18 protein-coding genes are annotated in these 22357 nt (G+C 50.2%); 5 read left to right on the top strand and 13 right to left on the bottom strand.

The genetic code is table 11. The features are described from left to right. Nucleotides 1-77: 77 nt before the first annotated feature. Genes FDX19_RS10210 through trmB form a run of 3 tightly spaced genes read right to left on the bottom strand, consistent with a single transcriptional unit; the run spans nt 78 to nt 1892 of the window. Nucleotides 78-797 (bottom strand): DUF2884 domain-containing protein, encoded by a 720-nt coding sequence (locus FDX19_RS10210; RefSeq protein WP_005123277.1) that lies wholly within the window; start codon nt 795-797, stop codon nt 78-80. 49 nt (nt 798-846) lie between these two features. Further along, the gene (locus FDX19_RS10205) at nt 847-1173 is read right to left on the bottom strand and encodes a YggL family protein (RefSeq protein ID WP_137382610.1); all 327 of its coding nucleotides are present in this window, start codon (nt 1171-1173) and stop codon (nt 847-849) included. After that, nucleotides 1173-1892, bottom strand: coding sequence for a tRNA (guanosine(46)-N7)-methyltransferase TrmB (gene trmB / locus FDX19_RS10200; RefSeq protein WP_137382609.1), 720 nt, complete (start codon nt 1890-1892; stop codon nt 1173-1175). Before trmB ends, FDX19_RS10205 begins: the two co-directional genes overlap by 1 nt. 160 nt (nt 1893-2052) lie before the next feature. On the opposite strand from trmB, the gene mutY reads away from it, so the two are divergent. The 4 genes from mutY to FDX19_RS10180 all read left to right on the top strand — a co-directional run bounded on the left by mutY (nt 2053) and on the right by FDX19_RS10180 (nt 6041). Next, on the top strand, nt 2053-3105 hold the full coding sequence (gene mutY / locus FDX19_RS10195; RefSeq protein WP_137382805.1) for an A/G-specific adenine glycosylase: 1053 nt from the start codon (nt 2053-2055) through the stop codon (nt 3103-3105). Between the two features lie 27 nt (nt 3106-3132). Next, complete coding sequence (locus FDX19_RS10190) at nt 3133-3402, top strand: oxidative damage protection protein (RefSeq protein ID WP_003027126.1); 270 nt, start codon at nt 3133-3135, stop codon at nt 3400-3402. 86 nt (nt 3403-3488) lie between these two features. After that, nucleotides 3489-4574, top strand: a complete 1086-nt coding sequence (gene mltC / locus FDX19_RS10185) for a membrane-bound lytic murein transglycosylase MltC (RefSeq protein WP_137382608.1) — start codon at nt 3489-3491, stop codon at nt 4572-4574. Nucleotides 4575-4784: 210 nt separating this feature from the next. Continuing rightward, nucleotides 4785-6041 (top strand): nucleoside permease, encoded by a 1257-nt coding sequence (locus tag FDX19_RS10180; protein WP_137382607.1) that lies wholly within the window; start codon nt 4785-4787, stop codon nt 6039-6041. A 57-nt stretch (nt 6042-6098) separates the two neighbouring features. Here the strand turns inward: FDX19_RS10180 and FDX19_RS10175 are convergent, their stop codons facing one another. Beyond that, a complete protein-coding gene (locus FDX19_RS10175; protein ID WP_137382606.1) occupies nt 6099-8234 on the bottom strand; it encodes an ornithine decarboxylase in 2136 nt (711 codons plus the stop codon). 457 nt (nt 8235-8691) lie between these two features. Between FDX19_RS10175 and FDX19_RS10170 the strand changes: the two genes are divergently transcribed. Further along, nucleotides 8692-9399 (top strand): DUF554 domain-containing protein, encoded by a 708-nt coding sequence (locus FDX19_RS10170; protein WP_137382605.1) that lies wholly within the window; start codon nt 8692-8694, stop codon nt 9397-9399. A gap of 413 nt (nt 9400-9812) precedes the next feature. Here FDX19_RS10170 and FDX19_RS10165 read toward each other — a convergent pair whose 3' ends face one another. Genes FDX19_RS10165 through FDX19_RS10125 form a run of 9 tightly spaced genes read right to left on the bottom strand, consistent with a single transcriptional unit; the run spans nt 9813 to nt 21352 of the window. Beyond that, nucleotides 9813-11153 carry a VasL domain-containing protein gene (locus FDX19_RS10165; RefSeq protein WP_137382604.1) on the bottom strand — a complete coding sequence of 447 codons (1341 nt, stop codon included), beginning with the start codon at nt 11151-11153 and terminating at the stop codon, nt 9813-9815. A gap of 1 nt (nt 11154) precedes the next feature. Next, entirely contained in the window at nt 11155-11598 is a 444-nt protein-coding gene (gene tssE, locus FDX19_RS10160; protein WP_137382603.1) for a type VI secretion system baseplate subunit TssE, read from the bottom strand. After that, nucleotides 11595-12131, bottom strand: a complete 537-nt coding sequence (tssJ, locus tag FDX19_RS10155; protein WP_137382602.1) for a type VI secretion system lipoprotein TssJ — start codon at nt 12129-12131, stop codon at nt 11595-11597. Before tssJ ends, tssE begins: the two co-directional genes overlap by 4 nt. Continuing rightward, nucleotides 12106-13194 (bottom strand): type VI secretion system baseplate subunit TssG, encoded by a 1089-nt coding sequence (gene tssG, locus FDX19_RS10150; protein WP_137382601.1) that lies wholly within the window; start codon nt 13192-13194, stop codon nt 12106-12108. Before tssG ends, tssJ begins: the two co-directional genes overlap by 26 nt. Beyond that, nucleotides 13155-14921, bottom strand: coding sequence for a type VI secretion system baseplate subunit TssF (gene tssF / locus FDX19_RS10145; RefSeq protein ID WP_137382600.1), 1767 nt, complete (start codon nt 14919-14921; stop codon nt 13155-13157). The genes tssG and tssF overlap by 40 nt, the downstream gene beginning before the upstream one ends. Nucleotides 14922-14943: 22 nt before the next feature. Then, nucleotides 14944-16542: a type VI secretion system protein TssA gene (gene tssA, locus FDX19_RS10140; RefSeq protein ID WP_137382599.1), complete on the bottom strand. Its 1599-nt coding sequence runs from the start codon at nt 16540-16542 to the stop codon at nt 14944-14946. Beyond that, nucleotides 16539-19925 carry an ImcF-related family protein gene (locus FDX19_RS10135; RefSeq protein ID WP_212734708.1) on the bottom strand — a complete coding sequence of 1129 codons (3387 nt, stop codon included), beginning with the start codon at nt 19923-19925 and terminating at the stop codon, nt 16539-16541. Before FDX19_RS10135 ends, tssA begins: the two co-directional genes overlap by 4 nt. Continuing rightward, nucleotides 19897-21081 (bottom strand): hypothetical protein, encoded by a 1185-nt coding sequence (locus tag FDX19_RS10130; protein WP_137382598.1) that lies wholly within the window; start codon nt 21079-21081, stop codon nt 19897-19899. Before FDX19_RS10130 ends, FDX19_RS10135 begins: the two co-directional genes overlap by 29 nt. 4 nt (nt 21082-21085) lie before the next feature. Beyond that, nucleotides 21086-21352 (bottom strand): PAAR domain-containing protein, encoded by a 267-nt coding sequence (locus FDX19_RS10125; protein WP_137382597.1) that lies wholly within the window; start codon nt 21350-21352, stop codon nt 21086-21088. Between the last annotated feature and the right edge of the window lie 1005 nt (nt 21353-22357).

The following is a 22357-nucleotide window of genomic DNA, read 5'->3' as shown; positions in this document are numbered from 1 at the left end:
ATGGATATCAAAAAAGAAGATAAACACAAAATAAAACGGCACAGAAATGTTTCTGTGCCGTTAAAAAGAGGTGAAGATTATTTCAGACTACTAACCAGCGTTTTACGATCGTTTTCCAGCGTCACGACGCGGGCGCAAACATCTTTGCCAAACTGCTGGAAGTCTTGTTCCTGATTCTTCCACTCATTCTGAATTGACGTTTGCAAACCGCCCAGACTACCGAGCACACCCTGCAGCGGATTACCGCCGCCTTTGAGCACGGCTTTAGCACCCATTTCGTTAATGCTATCCTGCAAAATGCCGCCCATCGCCTGATTGACTAACTGTTGGCCATCAGCACGCACCTGATCGATTGCCTTATAATGAAAGGTCAGACCGTCTGTACGGTGCTCGATGATACGATTCATCTGCTCTTTTAATTGCGCATCAAGCTTGGTTAAGCGGCCACGCATGTTGCTGCTTTCACCCACTTCTTTGGCGATGATTTTATCCAGCGCCACGCGTCCTTTTTCCACACGCGCTCTGGCTCCCTCATCAATCCATGGCAGACTGCTTCGCAATGCCGCCTGATAATCTTTGGCCTGCTCACGCTGTGCAGCATTCAGGGTGTACTGTTTGCCGTTGAAGGTGACGTTGCCAGCCGGCGTGATAACCAGATCGCCGTTTTCGCCTTTCACCTGCACCGTTTGCGGGCTCAAAATCACATCGTCACGTGGGGTGACGCTGCACTGATAATCTGCATGTGCGGCCATCGCCGTGAACGTGAGGACTGCCGCCAGCAGCGTTTTGCGCATCATATCTATCCCTCAATACAAATCGGGCCGGCATTTGCCGACCCTGTGCTACTTAGTCCCACCAAACATCGAAAAGTTCGCTGGTGCGCACTTCTTCAAGTTTGTGCTCTTCCAGCCACTTACGGACAATCTCCTGATGCTCTTCGGTGCATTTGCCGATTTCCTGCAGGCAGATCAGACCTTCCCAGGCCAGATAGCCGCTGCCGTCAAAAGCCAGCTTGTTCGGCTCAATCACTTCCTCAATAAAGTCATCAACGATTTTATCAACCTGCTCGCCCGATGTACCTTCCGGGAAACGCCATGCAACCGAAAATCCGACTTCCTGGAATTCGTCGATGTGCATTTTTTTACGCAAACGACGGCTACGGTTCTTTGCCATTATTTCACCCTCTCGAACATTAAGTCCCATACGCCGTGGCCAAGACGATGACCACGTTGTTCAAATTTGGTTACCGGGCGCGATTGTGGGCGCGGTACATAATCGTTACTCTCTGACTGGTTTTTATACCCGTCAATCGAGGACATCACTTCAAGCATGTGCTCCGCATAGGCTTCCCAGTCGGTTGCCATGTGGAACACGCCGCCCAGCTTCAGCTTGCTTAAGATATGTTCAGCAAACGGTACCTGAACGATACGGCGTTTATTATGACGTGCTTTATGCCACGGGTCAGGGAAAAACAGCTGAACCATAGATAAAGAATTGTCAGGAATCATTTTATGCAGGACTTCAACGGCATCATGGCACATGACGCGCAGATTCTCGACGCCCTCTTCATGGGCTGATGCCAGACACGCGCCAACGCCCGGCGAGTGAACCTCAATGCCGAGGAAATTTTGTTCCGGGCACGCTTTCGCCATCGCTACCAGCGAAGCACCCATACCAAAACCAATTTCCAGCGTCACTGGCGCATCGCGACCAAACAGCGTTGTGAAATCCACGGGCTCTTCGCTGAACTCAACGCCCATCACCGGCCAGTAGTTTTCCAGCGCGTGTTCTTGCCCTTTCGTCAGTCGCCCCTGGCGACGAACAAAACTACGAATCCGGCGCAAAGGGCGGCCGTTTTCATCAAATTCCGGTGAAATGACGTCGTTCTTCATAAAAGTTTAGTCTGCTGTGTTTGAGTTCCGAAAACGGGCATTATCCAAAGTTAGTTGCCGGATGCAAGTAAAGGAAGAAAGTGAGCAGCGGAAAGTTCCGGTTTACACCCCGTTGCCGCTGTGCTGCAATCTTGCCCCCGGCAATAATGAAACGGTAATCATGCAAGCGTCTCAATTTTCGGCTCAGGTGTTGAGCTGGTACGACAAATACGGGCGGAAAACGCTGCCCTGGCAAATTGACAAGACGCCTTACAAAGTATGGCTCTCAGAAGTCATGCTGCAACAAACCCAGGTTGCGACCGTCATCCCTTATTATGAGCGTTTTATGGCGCGCTTCCCAACGGTTACGGATTTAGCCCATGCGCCGCTGGATGAAGTGTTGCATTTATGGACCGGCCTTGGCTATTACGCCCGAGCCCGAAATCTGCATAAAGCCGCGCAGCAGGTGGTCACCCTGCATAGCGGTATATTTCCGCAAACCTTTGATGAGGTGGCCGCCCTGCCTGGCGTCGGACGTTCAACTGCAGGCGCGATCCTTTCGCTTTCTCTGGGTCAGCATTTTCCGATTCTCGACGGCAACGTCAAACGCGTGCTCGCTCGCTGTTATGCTGTCAGCGGCTGGCCGGGTAAGAAAGAGGTCGAGAAGAAACTGTGGGAACTGAGCGAGCAAGTCACACCCGCCCACGGCGTTGAGCGTTTCAACCAAGCAATGATGGATTTAGGGGCCATGGTCTGCACGCGCTCAAAGCCTAAGTGCTCCCTGTGCCCGTTAGAAAATGGCTGTGTGGCAAGCGCCAATGCAAGCTGGGCGCAGTACCCAGGTAAAAAGCCCAAACAGACGCTACCCGAACGTACAGGCTATTTTTTACTGTTGCAGCAAGGCGATGACGTGTTGCTTGCACAGCGGCCACCCAGCGGCTTATGGGGTGGCTTATACTGTTTTCCGCAGTTTGACGATGAAGATGGGCTACGCAACTGGCTGGCGCAACGACAAATTAACGCAGATAATCTGACCCAACTTAATGCGTTTCGCCATACCTTTAGCCATTTCCACTTAGATATTGTGCCTATGTGGCTTCCCGTGTCTTCATTCAGCTCATGCATGGATGAAGGCAACGCGCTCTGGTATAACTTAGCGCAACCGCCGTCGGTCGGACTGGCGGCCCCCGTGGAGCGTTTGTTACAGCAATTACGTGCCGGCACCCAGGTTTAACGTACCGGTCGATAGAGAGGATTTTTTATGAGCAGAACGATTTTTTGCACTTTCCTGCAACGCGAAGCAGAAGGACAGGATTTTCAGCTGTACCCGGGCGATCTGGGAAAACGTATCTATAACGAAATTTCTAAAGAAGCATGGGCGCAATGGCAGCATAAGCAAACCATGCTGATTAACGAGAAAAAACTCAATATGATGAACGTCGAACACCGTAAGTTACTGGAACAGGAAATGATTAACTTCCTGTTTGAAGGTAAGGATGTGCATATTGAAGGCTATACGCCAGAGTCATAAGAACCGTAGCCGGATGGCGCTGCGCTTATCCGGCCTACGATTTAATCTGGTCCTTGCAAATAACAAACACAACACGCACTCCCGGAATGATGAAAAAATTTCTCGCGCTTGCCGTTATTGCGCCGTTGCTCATCTCCTGTTCCAGTTCGACCAAAAAGGGCGATTCCTATAATGAAGCCTGGGTCAAGGATACCAACGGTTTTGATATTCTGATGGGGCAGTTTGCCCATAACATTGAGAATCTGTGGGGATTTAAGGAAGTGCTGATTGCGGGTCCGAAGGACTACGTGAAGTATACCGATCAGTATCAAACCCGCAGCCATATCAACTTCGATGACGGTACAATCACCGTCGAGACCATTGCCGGGACAGATCCCGCCGGACACCTGCGTCGGGCGATCATCAAGACATTGCTGATGGGTGATGATCCGGGATCTATTGATCTCTATTCCGATGTCGATGACATCAAAATTTCCAAAGAACCGTTCCTCTACGGGCAGGTGGTGGATAACACCGGCCAACCGATTCGCTGGGAGGGACGTGCCACCAACTTTGCCAACTACCTGCTGCAAACGCGACTGAAGAGCCGCAGCAACGGGCTGCGTATCATCTATAGCGTGACCATTAATCTGGTGCCAAACCACCTTGATAAGCGTGCGCATAAGTACGTTGGTATGGTGCGTCAGGCATCACGGAAGTATGGCGTTGATGAGTCGCTGATTCTGGCTATCATGCAGACCGAATCCTCTTTTAACCCCTATGCGGTCAGCCATGCCGATGCACTGGGGCTCATGCAGGTAGTACAACATAGCGCCGGGAAAGATGTGTTCCGTTCTCAGGGGCGCTCAGGTACGCCAAGCCGTAGCTTCCTGTTTGACCCGGCCAGCAACATTGATACGGGGACGGCCTATCTGGCGATGCTCAACAACGTCTATCTGGGCGGTATTGATAATCCAACCTCGCGTCGCTATGCGGTCATCACCGCCTATAACGGCGGCGCGGGAAGCGTGCTGCGCGTTTTCTCTAACGATAAAATTCAGGCCGCGAATATTATCAATAGCATGTCACCAGGGGACGTTTACCAAACGCTGACCACACGACATCCCTCTGCAGAATCACGTCGCTATCTTTACAAGGTCAATTCCGCACAGAAAACCTATCGACGTCGATAATCCCCTCCTCCTCTGCTCGCTCATTCCCGCAGCAGAGGAGGGAAAAGTGTTAACTCCGTCACTATTTTGCTTTGCAATTAGAAATTGTTTGCAAATATTTGTCACAGCTAACAAAAAAAGAGTGTCTCTCATTGATAGAATCACATCATATTGCAACGGCAAATGTGCCTTTTAAAACATCCATCCGCATTACGGTGTGAGGAAATTAACATGAATCTTAAGCTGCAGCTGAAAGTTCTCTCGTTTCTGCAGTTCTGCCTGTGGGGGAGTTGGCTGACAACCCTCGGCTCCTATATGTTTGTCACCCTTAAATTTGACGGTGCATCCATCGGCGCAGTGTATAGCTCGCTGGGGATTGCCGCCGTGTTTATGCCGACCCTGTTAGGGATCGTGGCAGACAAATGGATCAGTGCGAAATGGGTTTATGCGCTTTGCCACCTGGTCGGTGCAGGAACGCTGTTCGCCGCAGCCGAAGTGACCACGCCTGGGGCCATGTTCTTTGTGATTTTGCTTAACTCGCTGGCCTATATGCCAACGCTCGGGTTAATCAACACCATCTCTTACTATCGCCTGCAGTCTGCCGGGATGGATATTGTCACCGACTTCCCGCCAATCCGCATCTGGGGCACCATCGGCTTTATTCTGGCCATGTGGGCGGTTAGCTTCTCTGGCTTTGAACTGAGCCACATGCAGCTTTATATCGGCGCAACGTTATCCGTCGTATTGGTCCTGTTCACCCTGACGCTGCCGCACATTCCGGTAGCCAATCAGCAGAAAAACCAGAGCTGGACATCAATGCTCGGTCTGGACGCCTTCGCGCTGTTTAAAAACAAGCGGATGGCTATTTTCTTCATCTTCTCAATGATGCTGGGCGCAGAATTGCAGATTACCAATATGTTCGGTAATACCTTCCTGCACAGCTTCGATAACAACCCGCTGTTCTCTGGTAGCTTTATCGTTGAGCACGCGTCGGTGATGATGTCGATTTCCCAGATCTCTGAAACCCTGTTTATCCTGACCATTCCGTTCTTCTTAAGCCGTTACGGTATCAAGAACGTTATGCTTATCAGTATCGTGGCGTGGATGCTGCGCTTCGGTCTGTTTGCCTACGGCGATCCGACTCCGTTCGGTACCGTGCTGCTGGTTCTGTCGATGATTGTTTACGGCTGCGCCTTCGACTTCTTCAACATCTCTGGCTCCGTGTTTGTAGAGAAAGAGGTACGTCCTGAAATCCGCGCCAGTGCACAGGGTATGTTCCTGATGATGACCAACGGCTTCGGTTGTATTCTGGGTGGCCTGGTTAGCGGTAAAGTGGTTGAGTACTACACGCTGAATGGTATCACTGACTGGCAGACGGTGTGGCTGATCTTCGCTGGCTACTCACTGGTTCTGGCCTTCGCTTTCGTGGCACTGTTTAAATACAAACACGTACGCGTTCCGACTGGCACGCAGACTATCGCACATTAATCTTTATTGATGAAAGAAGGTCACCTAATGGTGACCTTCTTTTTGGCCAGATGGCGCTTACTTCACAACATAACCATACAGACGCTTAATACCGTCCGCATCAGTCTCACTGTAAACGCCCTGCAGCTCCGGCGAAAAGCCCGGCAGCAGGTTCACGCCCTCTTCCAGCGCCAGAAAATAACGCTGTACCGCCCCGCCCCAGACTTCACCTGGTACCACACAGAGCACGCCCGGAGGATAAGGCAGCGCACCTTCTGCCGCAATGCGACCAGCGGCATCACAAATACGCACCAGTTCAACATCACCGCGGATAAAAGCGCTGTTGGCATCCTGCGGGTTCATCGCTACGGCAGGCAGACTCTCCTGGCGGAACATCGCTTTTTGCAGATCCTTCACATCAAAGCTGACGTACAGTGAATGCATCTCCTGACACAGTTCACGCAACGTGTAGTCCCGGTAGCGTACCGGATACTTATTGAAGATTGTCGGCAACACGTCAGCCAGCGGCGTGTCATCTTCAATATGCTGTTCAAACTGCGCCAACATCGCCACCAGTTGTGCCATTTTTTCTGCGCTTTCTGCCGGAGTGAGCAGGAACAGAATCGAGTTCAGATCGCATTTCTCCGGCACGATGCCATTTTCACGCAGGTAGTGCGCCAGGATCGTTGCCGGGATACCGAACGCCGTATATTTCCCGGTTTGTGCATCAATGCCGGGGGTGGTTAGCAGCAACTTGCAGGGATCGACAAAATACTGGTCACGCGCATAACCGGAAAAGCCATGCCATTTTTCGCCAGGTTCAAAGCTAAAGAAGCGACGCTCGCTGGCAATCACCGCCGTTGGATAGGTTTCCCACGGTTTACCATCAACCAACGGGGGAATAAACGGCTGAATCATCTTACAGCGGGTAAGTATCGCTTTACGGGCCTCAATTCCCAGCGCTACGCACTCCGCCCATAACCGACGACCGCTCTCGCCTTCATGGATTTTGGCATTAACATCCAGCGCCGCAAACAGCGGATAAAACGGGCTGGTGGAAGCATGCAGCATAAACGCGTTGTTCAGGCGCTTATGCGGGCAGAAACGCGCCTGACCACGAATATGGTTATCTTTTTTGTGGATCTGCGAGGTTTGCGAGAATCCGGCCTGCTGTTTATGCACCGACTGGGTGACAAAGATCCCCGGATCGTTAGCATTAAGCTCCAGCAGCAGCGGCGAGCCATCGGCCATCATCGGGATAAACTGTTCGTAGCCAACCCACGCGGAATCAAACAGGATGTAATCACACAGGCTACCGATCTTGTCGATCACCTGCCGGGCGTTGTAGATCGTGCCGTCATAAGTGCCAAGTTGAATGATCGCCAGACGGAACGGACGCGGCTGGTCAGCCTTATGCGGTGCAACATCGCGGATTTGCTGGCGCAGATACGCCTCATCAAAGCAGTGCTCATCAATACCGCCAATAAAGCCAAACGGATTACGCGCCGCTTCCAGATAGACTGGCGTAGCGCCCGCCTGGATCAGCGCACCATGGTGGTTCGACTTATGGTTGTTACGGTCAAACAGTACCAGATCGCCACGTGTCAGCAGCGCATTGGTCACCACTTTATTTGCAGCAGAGGTCCCGTTCAGCACAAAGTAGGTTTTATCGGCGTGGAAAACTTTAGCCGCAAATTTTTGTGCATGTTTTGCCGATCCTTCATGAATCAGCAGATCACCAAGCTTAACGTCGGCGTTGCACATATCCGCGCGAAACAGATTCTCGCCAAAGAACTCGTAGAAATGTCGGCCCGCAGGGTGCTTCTTAAAAAACTCACCGTGTTGGTGTCCCGGGCAGGCAAAGGTGCTGTTCCCCATTTCAACATACTGCGTCAGCGTGTCATAGAATGGCGGCAGCAGATCTTCCTCATAGCGACAGGCGGCAGACTCCAGCTCCAGCCAGTCCTGCGCATTGCCGCAGATAACCGCCTCAACGTCGGCGGGTATATCCACGTTGGTCTCTGAAAATATAAACACCGGTATGTGAAACCCGGTGCGTTTCAGCAAAGCCAGGATCCCGCTGCGGCTGTCCGCAACGGTAATGACGACTGCCGCGACGTCAGTAAAATCGGTACTGTCCAGCGTCACCACCTTGCGATGAGTAGACAGACGAGAAACCAGTTCACCACTGGCGGCAATATTCATTGATTTCATAAGCGCAAAAACCCGTATCGGGAGAATCAAAAGTCCCGGGCAAAGCCGCATTGCTAAGCCCCACGAAATGACAGGTCAAACTGGTCACCAGCCCCGACCGCCAGACATCAGTAAAAGCAGATAGCCTCTGATTTTACTGTTATCCTGCAGTGAGCGTGCGCTGCCGTCACCGCATGGTGAGAGAATAAAGAGATGTCGCAGGAAGGGGCAAACGTCGCGCAGAAAGGTGATGTAAGGGTAATAATAACATCCCAGGCAGCCCCATTAAGACAGGAGAAAATTCGCGCAATCATGGCAGCTTTCACTATCAGGCGCAAGATAAAATCCAGTGCATAGACCTCACAGATAAACAAGCATTTCGTCTGCCATTCGCGGCATAATAATGCATTCTGAAAACATAATTTACCCAGAGAATTGCCTTTAGCATCAAGACGATAATGGGTATGCAGGAGCAAACGTGGTAATTGGACCCTTTATTAATGCTGCCGCCATTTTATTTGGTGGCGTTCTCGGCGCACTACTCAGCCAGCATTTACCAGAACGCATTCGTGCCTCCATGACCTCCATATTCGGACTGTGCTCTTTGGGGATTGGTATTTTGCTGGTTATCAAATGCGCTAACCTACCGGTGATGGTTCTGGCTACGTTGGTCGGTGCATTAATTGGCGAGTTCTGTTATCTGGAAAAAGGGATCAATACCGCGGTCGCCAAAGCGCAGCAGCTTTTCACCCGGTCGGATGCCAACACCACGCACGAATCCTTCATCCAGAGCTATGTGGCCATCATCGTGCTGTTTTGCGCCAGCGGGACCGGGATCTTCGGGGCGATCCATGAAGGGATGACCGGCGATCCGAATATTTTAATCGCGAAGTCATTTCTCGATTTCTTCACCGCTATTATCTTCGCCTGCTCGCTAGGGATCGCCGTGTCTGCCATTTTCATACCGATGCTGGCAATCCAGTTGACGCTCGCCACCTGCGCGGCTCTGATTTTACCGCTGACAACCCCAGCCATGATGGCCGATTTCAGCGCGGTAGGCGGACTGCTGTTGCTGGCGACGGGTCTACGTATTTGCGGAATCAAAATGTTTGCGGTGGTGAATATGCTTCCCGCCCTGCTACTGGCAATGCCGCTTTCCGCAGCATGGACGGCATTTTTTGCCTGAGAATGCGTGCAATACCAGCAATGTGGTGATAGATTGTGCAGTCTGCATTGATTTGAAGAAATTTCGTTGACGAAACGAAGTGAATCGGGTTTAATGCGCCTNTACGGGTCAAACTCCGGGTCTTGACAATTAACCAAAAACAGATTTATGATAATTTTCAATTTAATAGATAGCTGAATGTTCCCGAGTCCGGGCACCACATTTAGAGAAACCAGCCTACGGGCTGGTTTTTTGCTTTTGGAGAAACGGACTCTCCATCGAACTTCGTTCGATTATTCGCCGCCAGCGGCTCACCCCTGCGGGGCCAGCGCGACAAGCGCGCTGTTCAACGCCACGGCGTTAGTCCGAGTCCGGCACCAAAATTTTAGAAGAACCCGCCCACAAGGCGGGTTTTTGCTTTTGTTTGATATAATTTACTCACTCCCCGTAGCGCTTTGTTTCAATAGCGCATAACGATTAAGAAGCTGATTAATCCGCATATCGAGCTGCTGATACAAAGCGGGTGATACACTCCCCTGCTTTTTTAATTCTTCATCTATTTGACGCAATAACTCTTCTGTCGGCGGCGTTTGGTCAAGCTGGTGGCGGATAGTGAAAATGGCTGATTTCAGCTCCGACCCCGTCAGATATTTACCTTTGCGTTCATCAAGCGTATTTAGCCTGGCGGTTAACGCTTCCAGACCCTGCTGGGCATCATGCCAGTTTTGCAGAGCGCTTTCCGGCAACGCTTCCGTGGTTAACGCTTTCTGTAACCCACTAACGAATGTCGTAGTCTGCGATTCCTCCGGCCACAGGGTGACTAACTGTTGCGCTAATGATGCGGCATACTCCCTCGACCATAGAGGTGACAGGTCATGTAAAACGTCCAATTGCCCTTGCGTTGCGGTAATTATTTCCTGCTTCTGCTCCTGCAAATCTGAAGATTGCCTCAGGGTGGATAATTGCTCTGGCGTCAGCCTCTGCGGCAATGGCTTCACGAGTTCATATCCGTCGGCGCGCATATGAGTGATACCAAGAAAAGCACCTGTACTTACGAACGCAGTCACCATGACACCGATAGCAAACCCTAACCACATCCGTCGGGTTCCCTGTTCGTTTTGAGTAGCAAAAACCGTTGCGCCCGATTGCTCTGGTGACACGGGTGCATTAACCACAAAGACCAACTGTGGCAAAGACGTCTCAACGTTAATGGTCGCACCTGAAGCCGGTATCATCACAGCGGCCGCTCCCGAATCCGCTTCAGCCTTCTCCAGGCGCAAAGCAGCATTGTGCATCCAGGTAACAACAGCCTCCAGTTTACTCAGCGCTTTCAACTCAAGCCGTTGCAGCACTTCGCAGACATGTTTTAAACTCTGTTCAACCCGATACACCATTGATAAATCAGCATATGACAGCGTCAGCGTACGCAATTCTTGCTGTAAACGGGCAGACAGCCATGCCAGAATCTCAACGCGGGCATGCGTCTGCGCCGGCCATATAGCACTCCAGTGGTGCGTCAATAAGGCTTCCATGAGTTCCGCGCCTTCGGCAAGCCCCATCAGGCCCGCATTACGTATTCTGCCGACGGTATACCAGGCCAGGGTTTGCAGTTCGACGCCGTTATGACGAAACAATGTCAGGCTTAACTGTTCAACGTTGTGCCAGTCAACATCCGGGCGCGCGGGGTGAGTCAGTTTGCTGATTTCATCGCGTAACTGCCCGAACTCCGTAAAAGCACGCGGGTCGCCACCGGTGGTGATGCGATTCTTTTCCATGTCAGTACACTCTCGTCTCAAGCCAGCCCTGCTTCTTAAGATGGCGAATAAGAACCCGCCCCTCGGGGGTAAAGTCTGTGCCATAGCGAACAATGCCAAGGTCCTGCAGTTCAGCATCGATTGCATAACGCAAATGCCCCGGCGTTTCCTGTTTCTGCATCGTTACCTGAATACCTTTTAGCCGCGGTTCATACTTCAACAAAACCTGAGAAAGCGTGCTGATAAGCTGATGTGCCGTTCCTGGCATACCCTGGAGGATTTTGGTCATATCCGGCAGACCGTAGTCGGGTAAATGTTTGAGGCTACCGGCACGGGTATTCAAAATTCGCTGCATATTATCCAGAACGGACAAGATGACCTGTGTGTTTTCACTGACTCCGTGCAAAGGAAAACCACCGGAAAAATTACCCAACAAGATGTCATAAAGAGAAGGCCGTTTAATCATGACGCGTCCTCCTGCATCTGAAGAACCAGAGCCTGAGAATTTAATTCAATCACTCGCGCTTTATCAGAATCGAGATCTTCACGACCTAATACGACACGCCATGAATCCTCAGACTGATCGGGAGAAATGAACATTCCCGCCACACCAACATATTGCGCTTCCTTTTCGAGTGGAATATCGACAGTTACGCTTTCACCAGGACGTACCCGAATATCTTTCTGAGCCAATAAATCTGCGTTCACCACCGTGCTGTCTTGCGCAAATAAAGACTGATAGTTTGCCGAATCAAATGCTTTACGATCTTTGAGTTGGTAAATACGTACGACTGTTGAAAGCGCGATGCCCTGCGCATTTTTATTAGCAGCTTCTCTGGCGGAAAGATCCAAATGCAATATTTTAATTTCCTTATAAAAAATTGACTTCGTTAATGACACTGTGCCTTCAGATACTTTTTGTGTCAGACCACATCCGGTGATTTGGCTGGTCATTGCGGTTATTACGGCAAAATTAATAGCGATAATCGCCAGTCTCATCGGCTTCCCTCCGCTGATCGTGTTGACTAAGGCTCTGCCAGAGCCCAAGTTTAATCGTTATGAGTTGATTCTTAATTTCCGGATTATCCAGACGCATGACAGCCGTGCGGCCGAGTTGTACCGCGCGTTCGCTTTTATGACTGGTAAGTTGAGCATCCGGAAGCGCCGAGCGAGGAATACGTAATTGCAGCCTCGCATTCACTCTGGCACCTAAATAAACGTGCATCAGCGCGAGAAAATCATGGTAAAGCTGACCACCGGGTAACCAATCGCGAACCTCATCGGGAACATCCGTTGTCAGAGTAATTAGCACCTGACTGTTAATATCTACGGCTCTATGTCCCATCACCGGTCGAGAATGGAGGCTGGCGGGTTGCCGCGCACTCATTTTTAACGCCTTATCCAGCAGGATTAAGCGTTTATCATGAGGGGTCACGGTGATATTTGTTGTTGGCGATAATAAAGAAACCAGTGCGGATATTCCTTCCGCCGTACGCGTTGGCATTCTCATTATTCCTAACAGCGCCAAAAAACGCGATAACGGGGCTTCCGTTTGTGTGGCGCATCCTGGAATCCCCAACCCGATTAGCCCCAGTAAATATTGCGATGTTTCATCTGTACCGCCGGAGCGAAAGGTCGCTGGATAACTGTATTTACGCCAGACTCGATAAAACTGCGTGATTAAGCGGTGATTAAAAATATCCAGAAACTCAGCGACAACGTCCGAACCTTCCTGACGCTGGGCGATATCATCCTGATAGGTTGTCGGCAGCGGCGATTCCACGCCATACAACCCCATAAAAGTGACCCGAACCGTTGGCGGCAGTGTGGGTTGCTGCGGATCATATTCTGCACTTTTAAGCTCACCCGCCGGAAACCCCATCCCCGGATGAGGGCGAAAACGAATGGCATCGAAGCGCGGACTTTGTTGGCTCCCAGGACCTGGCGCTTGCGGGTTCCCCTGTTCCAGCAACTGGCAGAAACGATAAAAATTGGTACGAGGCAGGTTTTCGCCAAGGCTATTTAGCAGCCGGGTAGCCGCTGATTGTGATTCTCTTTCCATCGCAAGCTTTTCCCTGCCGGCTGTATGATTAAAGTAAGCTGATTAAACAAATGAATATCCGCATATAATGCAAAAAAGCGGTTAAGCATTTCTCCAAACAGATGAATATCTCCCTCACCGGTAAATCCGTTCTCATCAAGCGTTATTTCTATGTCCACACCTCTGAGTAGAAATCCTTTTTCAAAGCGCTGTATTTCATGTTGTTGAACATCCATGATCGCATCCAGACGACGATAATTAAGCTCATCATCCTGCCAGTTATAGAGAGACAACGTTCCTTTGAGCACTTCAGCGCTGGCCATCATATTCAGAAAGCTGGATCCCAGGTGGCTCAACACGCGCCAGTGAAAACGGTCCTCTGCGGGAGGATAAGCGGGGAGAGTCGGTTTACACAGATTACGCACGGCAAGCGGCGTCTGGAGGATCTGCTCACAACGATTAAGCAATGAACTCTGCAAAGCTCGTCTGGGTAGCTGACCGTTTGTGCCGGTCACTTTCAATGACACGGTTTCATACTCAGCAAGACGATCCCGCTCCCAGGCATCTCCTCCGAGGATCAGCCAGGTATCATATAATCCGGATACGCCGCGTCTGACGCGAGTATGGTAATAACGCTCGGGCGCGTTCTGGCGCATCATGCCACCCTTATGGCGAAAGCTGGTAAAAGGAGCATAAACAGCATTACGCGTTCGCTGTGAACCTGAAACCGCATCGACTGCATAAATTTCCGTGTGGCCATCCTGCAACCTGCGCGGACGCAGCAAATATTCGCTTTCCAGACCATTAACGACCAGCGGATCGGCCTCGATCGTGAAGAGATTAATAACCGGCACGCAATGAAGACGGATGTTTTCACTCCCCAGAGGAAGCTCAGAACGCCACTGTTGAGTCAGTACCGCTTCTATTTCAAAACAATCTATACCGGCAGGAAACGTTACCTTTTCCAGGCCGTTAAGATGGACAAACATAAATTTTTCACGGAACGTAAAATACTCAAGCAATAATTGCCAGCCGCCAAACGCCGCATCGCCTTTTGGCCATAAACTGTCTTCACCGGCAAATCCACCCGGGGAAAAATAACCCTCCAGTCGAATACGTTCTACGCTGTTGGGGAGTCTCAAATAAAGAGAGGCCAGACGCTTTGTCAAAGCAAGGTGCAGCGTGTGCGTCACCGGCGCGTCGCCGCTCAGGTAAAGGCTGAGGCGTGTCAGATCGGTTTGCGACCAGTCCATTTGTGGGTTGCACTTTATTCGCATACGGATAACCGAGCGTCCGTCAGATTCGGCATCTATATTCACTGCCATGACAGACAACGGATTAAGCGTGACGGACTGAGTAGTACGATACTGACATACCGTTTTTTTCGGGCCAACGGGCTGGGACAATACGCCAAACCCCGCATTAATCCGTTCGCTCATTTTCAGTACATCAATATCAGGTAAAAGCTCGACAATACTTAAGGAGGGAATGGTACGTAAATAATGCGGCCACAGCAGACTCATCAAGCCTTCGGTAAATTCAGGGAGATGATCATCTATTTTGGCGCGCAAGCGTCCCATCAAAAATGCAAAACCTTCAAATAATCGCTCCACATACGGATCGGGAATGCCGGCTTTATCCAGATCCAGCATCGCAGCACGATCCGGATGCGCCTGTGCAAACTCTTTTGCCGCTTCCCTTAAATAACGCATTTCCGCGTCATAATAACGCAGAGTTAAATCTTCCATTTTACAGTTCGCTTATTTAGTTTTAGCCACACAAGACGGCAGCTCTGGCGGGATCAATGGCGACCAAACCGGACAACAGGGAGTCCATCTCTGGCGCCAGACGCGCTTTGTCACCTTCACTGCGGTTGGCTTTTAAACGCAGAAGTTTCAACCGTCGCGCTTTGACTTCAAACAGCAGTTCTGGCTCCCATTGTTTGAGGGTGAGAGAGTGTGCTGTCGTATTCAATTCGCCAAGCAAATGCAACGCGAGATCGTTGCGCCCACATTGTTCGGTCAGACGGGCCATCAATAGCTGGCGTAACCAACGCTGTCGACGTGAAATAATGCCGGGGCGAGTCTGAAGCCAGGCAAGCGCGGCTTCAACGCCTTCGCTATCCGCCAGCGCCAACGCCTCGCTTTCAAGTAACAGAATATCGTCGTCTGCCCCTGCGGTAATCGCGGCGACTTTTTCCGTCTGCCAGTTACTTTCCTGCAGCACGTCACGGGCTATCCACTCGCGGGTAACGTCATCAGCAAAGGGAGTTCCGTCGTTAAAAGCCAGCGTTTCCAGACCCGGCATCCGATGTAGCAGCATTTTCAGATCGCTGATGATAATCGTGGCATTTTTATCCCATGGCGAACCCGCCCTGGTTAACGCCTGATGAAGGTACCACTGCACGTCCAGCCAGAAATGATTCACTCCCTCAACAAATAAGCTGTCAGTTAACTCAATCAGTTCAGTCCAGTTTTGCTGTAAATACAGACGCTTGAGCTGCGCGCGGTAATCACTCTTGGGCGATTCCAGGCGTGTACGTCCGGTGCCATCTGGCGGAGGAAGCTGGCTGACCGTGTCGAGCCGCACGCTTTTCATCAAATGATGCGCCGCCAGCCAGCCATCCGGCTGATCGCTTAAGTATTTCGCCAACAACCGTGCCTGTTCCAGCAGCTCACGGCCAGAAGCAATACTTTTGAGGACAAGGTTTTCTGCGCTGTGCCGGCTGGGTTGAGCACTGATATTTTGCGGTACCAATGCCTGAGCGCCGCCAGACTGTGCCAGCCGATTTTCCAGCGCGCTATACAACGCCCCAAGTCCTGGACGAATGCTCTCCTCTCGCTGACTAAACTGCTGCTCCAGCAACATCAGCGCACCGGCAATCCGTTGCGTGTCAGGTCGTGAAACCTCGGGAAAACGCGCCAGACTATCCAGCATCCGTCCGCCTGCCAGCCATTCAAGGGCGGCCTTATGGCTGTTGGCTTTTAAGGGATGGAGAGAATCGCCATATTGCTGCATCAGGCCAGCCAGCAAAATCAGACCATCCGCCAGGCCGGACTCACCATCCTGATGCAAACGCGCCCATGTGTAGTAGGTGACAACACGGACATCTTTACAGGTATGGGTCAGAATTTTTTCCGCGAGCTCAATGATGAGATCCGTTTGCGCGCCAGAAAGTTTATTCACCTCCTCTCGCATACGCTGAAAATCATCGTCATAGCCTGGATCTTCACCACCGGGATTGGCTGCTGAAATGGGCAATAGCCAGTTTTTCCATAGCGCAGTCTGCGTTTGCGCCTGTTCCATTAGTTGCGGTTGTTCATCTGGCGAAGCCGTGCTGGCAGCCAGTAGGCGTTTCAGAGCGCTCATTCTTCTTCCTCTGAGGAAATCTTGCTGCTAACAATAAAAATTGCTTCTGGTAGTTCAAAGTCGCGGAGTTTGAGTAATGCGAGCGGGCCTTCACCCGCTTCCGTTCTCAGGGTGTAGTTCAGCGGCAATCCATCCTGCGCAGTCCAGCGCAGATTAAAACCGCTGCTCACGCCAGCGTTGTCGGTTATCTCCGCTTTCTCAAGCAGTCTTATCCATCCCCAGGTACCGGGGTAATCTGAGTAGATCCGGGTTCCCGTATTGGTGCTCACCCAGCTTAGGGTTGCCCCTGACGCTTGCGTATCGGCAGGCCAGACAACGTTTTTCCACGCTGGCATCTGGTTAACGTAGGTGAGTTTCTGCCCATCCAGCACGAGGTCAGTCTGCATCACATCCCGCGCCGTTCCAGGACGCAGTTCAAAACGCATCCCGGCTTCTCCACGAATAAATGCGACATCCGCAATTTGACTGAGCTGGTCCACCGCCTCGAGGAACACCGGATTAAACACCAGTCCCTGAGCATTCACCGTGTCGGCAACCCAGTGGCTACCCTGTTTATGCAGCACACCGCTTAAATGGCTTTCGAGAAAATGCGGGATCCGACCATTATCGCTTCGCAGATATTGCGCCAGCAGCGGCAGAGAAGCCTCACTGCCAACATCGCGAAACGGATAACGTCCGCCGAATGCGCTGTTCCAGTCATTCACAATCAGCGCCTTCCATTGCGCATTCAGGCCCGCCGCGGTCGGTTGCAACACCTGCTGCCATGACTGCTCCAGCGGCTGAACAAACATCGTTTGACCGAATCCACTCCATGCTTGCCCCAGACTGGCCGCCACCAGATTGCCATAGTCACGCGTGGTGGTGAGATCGATGGTTTTGCCCTGAAACACCGTTTGCGCCAGAGCCTGACTCATTCCCTGCGGATCGGCAGCGTTAGTAATCTGCTGGAGTTTCAGTCTGACCTGCGTTACCCGGGTCAGGTAGGTTTGCAGACTCAGGTGGCTAATATCCTGCCCAGCCGATTGTTCATCCATCAATGCCAGAATTGGCGAGAAGGTACTCGCCATAGGGCCTTCTTCCCGCGCATGCTGGTCAATGGTTTGCTTTTCTTTCGTGTTAAACAGATCCTTTGCCGACTTCACCAGTGAGTCCGACAGCGCTTCACCGGTTAACCCTGTGCGTCCCTGAACGGCGAGGGTATTCATTAACGCAACCAGAGGAGACTGACGGATATCTGCAATCAACGTGAGTTGATCGATGGCATCGCTTAGCGTCTGGGTGCGCTTCCAGCGAATACTGTTGAGAAAATCGAGCCAGTTGTCGGCAAAATCCGTGAAGTAACGCTCGCTAAGACGCGCCTTTAACGCCTGTGGAGAGAGAGGATCGCTTGCAGAATGCGTATCATCCCCCAGCACCTGATCCATTTCTTCCCGGCGGTTGTTGACGATTTTTTCTATGGCGGGCAAAACCTCTTCTTCCCAGGCTTTGCGGGTATACACGCCAGCAACCGAATTCCGGGTATAAAATACGTGCTCTGCCCGGGTATCACCTGTCATGTCTTCCAGACGAAGATCGGTGTAATGCGGCGTTACCTGTTCAATGATTTTCTGATACAGGGCGGCTTCGCCATTGCGGATCCCCATCTGACGAATTAACAGCGTTCGCACCTGGCTAATCAGATTTTTATCGGCTGCTATTTTCCATTCAGGGTGCGCCTGAAGGTGTTCTCCCCAGAATTGCCAAAGTCCAGGCCCAACGCCCTGCCATGATGCGCGCGAAATACCTGCTCGCTCCGGCCAGTCTTGCATCAACGTCTGACTAAAAAATGACGCCTCCATCTGTTCAGGCCGGGAGAGCATCAGATACATTTTCAGTTGGTTGTAGGCAATTTTTGCCCGAGCGGCAAACTGTGGGCTGTCTGGAGCCAGTCGGGTTAAAGCCGTTAATTCCTGAGTGAGATGTTGAGCGGCTTCATCACGCAGGAGCGGAATAGCGATACGCGTATAACGCGGCCATAGCGCATCCAGCAGAGCATCATTTTGGCTTAAGCCGAAGCGGTAGTACCACGGCACCCCATTCTGCTGACGCCAGCGAAGCATGCCTGGCGTTTGCTGAAGAGCAGATAGCGCCGTAAAACGCTCAGCGAGCGGTGCATCCGGGCCGCCAGCCAGTCTCGCCTGATCCAGACTTTCGCCGATCAGATTGCGATTCGCCAGGAAAGACACCACCATTCCTGCCCCCCATAGCAGCATCAAACTGGCTGTACAGACGGCCAACACGCGCATCCCTGAACGGCCTGTACGCTGTGCCTTAAGTCCAGCTGGTAACGCAGGGAGTGAATCAAGCAACGCACGCCAGCGATCATCACGCATCCAGGCATGCGCAACGCGCGATGAGGTATTTTCCGCATACTGGCTCAGGATGACCGCCGCCAGCGGCAGAGGCCGGTGCGGGCTGAAAAAAGTGGACAACGATTCGCTGATGGCTTCTGCTCCAGGTATCAGCAAATTAGCCATTTTCAGTAAGAAGTTATCGCGGATATTGCACGTAACCTGCTGCGTGCCTTGCTCCGCCACCTGCATTGCCAGCGAGGTCAACTGCGAACGACATAACGCCGTGGTGCATCCAGCAGGGAACAAACACGTCACAGAGTGCAGGGTTACGTCATCCCGGACGAATTGAGCGCCATGCAGCGACCAAAGGTATAACGGCACTCGCCAGCGAAGCGTGGTAAAAACAGCCTGAAGATGGCGGGCGGCATTATCTATTTGTTCTGCGGTTAAAGAGACAACGGGTGTCGATTGAACCAATGCCTGCTGGTGCTGAAAAGTGGGGGTTACCCATACAATCCCATCCAGCGGGCGCCGATGCAGCTTGCGTATCGCATCAAACAACGAGGCATCTGGCGTTTCAGTGAGCCTACCTCCCCAGATTAACACCACGCCATCCCCTTCAACCCAGCGCAGAGAGGTGAGTTTTGGCACCAATAGCTCAACCTGAGAGGCATCCCCCATCACCAGCAGAATACGCATTTTGGCGCGCCAGCGGCGGCCGTAATTCTCTTTAAGTACATCACGAATTTCCCCTATCCGCATATTCCTGGAGAGTGTTTCCTCGATTCGGGATTCATTTTCAGGAAAAACACCGACGTTTTCCTCTTTGACGCGAAACAGATGCTCCCTTGCATAAAGGCTGATATGTGGATACAGGCGAATCAAAATAATTAAAATTGCCGTGGCTACAACTAAGAGAAATTTCTTCATAGGTGAATCTGCGCCCAGATACTCACCAAAGCAATTCGCCAGCCATGATAATCCCGCCAGGATTAACAAAAACAAAGCAGCCTGACTTCCCCTACTCCATAGATGGCTTGTCGTATTCATTATCACTCCAGGGTAAAACGGTACAGATATATGGCTGTTGTTCCTGAACAGAAACGATCAAATATGGTGCTGAGTATTGCTTTGACATATCAGCGGTCACACCAGCACATAGCCAACCGGAAAATGGACCGGGGATCCCCATAAATCGTTCAAGAACAATGGTGTTTTCAACCTGCCAATGAACACTGTTTTCATGAGCAATTGGATAGAGTTGCGTACTCAACGAAGCAATTGACTGGTAATCAGACACAATGGTCCTGGTTTTTTTCGCACTGACCTGTGTAGTAATAAAAGTGGTTAAATCTTGCGGCAAACGCGATTTATCCAAGGGCATTGGACGCAATAAGCGACATTTGCCTTCCAAACCGTAATAGCGCGCAACATCATCACTGGTTAAAAGAAAAACAGCCATGCCATCAGAATATTTATCCTGTCCATTAAATTGTATAATCAGAAAAAGATCGCTTCTGACTTCAGCATTTTTCAGGATAGTATCCAGTCGGTGGCACGGAAATTCAGTGACAATCCGTACAGAGGAAGGCTGCAGCTTGTCAGGTAAACTTGTCTGCCAGATGCGATGAAAGTTGGTTTGCAGTAAGCAAATTTCTTCAGTTGAACCATCTGCGACGAGAGTTACATGCAGAGGAATGCCAGTCGGTAATATGCTCAGAGACTCAGCGATAGTGTTAAGCAAAACACCCGCGGCATGGCATTGATTTTTGACCTGAGGTAAATAATTGATTCGATGAACAAAACCATATTGGTTCTCAATATTTTTTGGATTATCCGTAATCATTGCAACAGTTATTTTCTCTGGTAGCAATACGCAGCTATTCACCACGACAATAGAGCGCTGCCCCCAAGACTGCCATTCACGCTGAGAAATCAATATTTCTTTTTGCAAAAACTCATAATATTCAAGCGCCCGCCCGTATAAATACCCTCTAATACTGGCAATTATTAACCACAGAAACACTGGAAAAAGTGAAACCAGCCAGATGTTGACATCATTAATAAAAAACAGATGCTCTGTTGCATGCAATACAAAAAGTAAGATGCTTACTATTACTGATAATATACCGACCAGTGTCCATCGCCAAAGAGAGAGGGGTTCAGGAGCTACGGGCGTGATAATTCTATGGCGTTCCCAGCCCATGATTTTATCCTATTGATGCTTCCGGCGCACTTGAAATAACCTGACATCCACACAGACTATGGCATCCATCGACAACTATCGGTTTACCATCAGAAAACCATTCTGATGAACCTTCAACAATAGGATTAATACCATGGAATGGTATCGGGCAACTGACCATATCACCCAGAAGAACTACTTTTTTACCTTGAACAAACATCGTGGAAGATGCAGATATCACACTTCCTCCATGAGTCGTTTTATCACCAAGTAAAACAAAACCTTTTGACATAATGAACCTCCTAATAAAATATCTATTAAATAATCTCACCAATCATTTAATATAATGATTGTATTTTGGAACCACTATAAACATTGAAGAACTAGCAATGTTTGGCATAATCCTTGATTAAATTAATTGTTACATTTTGGGCAAATATATATCTACTGAGTGTTAGTTTGCCGATGCCTTGCGTTCACTACTGATTTTCTGCAGTCGTTCGAAATCAGGTTCAGTTTCTCCAAGCTCGACTGAACCATCCGGATAAACCAGTTTTACCTGTTCACCATGCCCCCAGGTTAAAGGATCTATCCAGGTAACCACTTCATTAACATGTATAACTGGCCTGAAAATGACACGTTCAATATCGCTATCAAGCCTATATGCGTAGAAATTTTTCCGTCCTGTAAATGAAAGCGTCACCAGATTTCCGACTAAATGGTTTTCCTTTTTTCGAGGGTAAAATTCCTCGTTAATTATTTTATTCCTCCCTGGCTGAGGTTCATNAGGATCTATCCAGGTAACCACTTCATTAAAATGTATAATCGGTTTAAAAAAAATATATTCAACATCACGCTCAAATTGATACGTATAAAAAAAACTTCGACCAGTAAACCTTAATTCATTAAAATCCCCAATGATATGATGTTCGATCTTAAATGGGTAAATATCTTCATTAATTACTTCCCTTCTACCATACCTACTGTCAAATAATCCATTCGTTGCACCAGGCTGATGATCATCAAATCGGAATATTATTCTTTTAAAGGCAGTATCCTGTCTTCCCTCATAAAAATTATTCTTTTTTTTATACTTCAGTTTAAATTCAACATTACTCAGTTTCCAGTCACAGTACCAGCCCTTCTCCACCGGCACCGTTACACTATAAATATTACTGTTCTTTTCCCGCTCCNATACTTCAGTTTAAATTCAACATTACTCAATTTCCAGTCACAGTACCAGCCCTTTTCTACCGGCACCGTAACGCTATAAATATTACTGTTCTTTTCCCGCTCA

The sequence above is a fragment of the Citrobacter sp. wls619 genome (assembly GCF_005281345.1).
Taxonomy (GTDB): Bacteria; Pseudomonadota; Gammaproteobacteria; order Enterobacterales; family Enterobacteriaceae; genus Citrobacter.
This window is presented reverse-complemented; position numbering and strand designations above follow the sequence as displayed.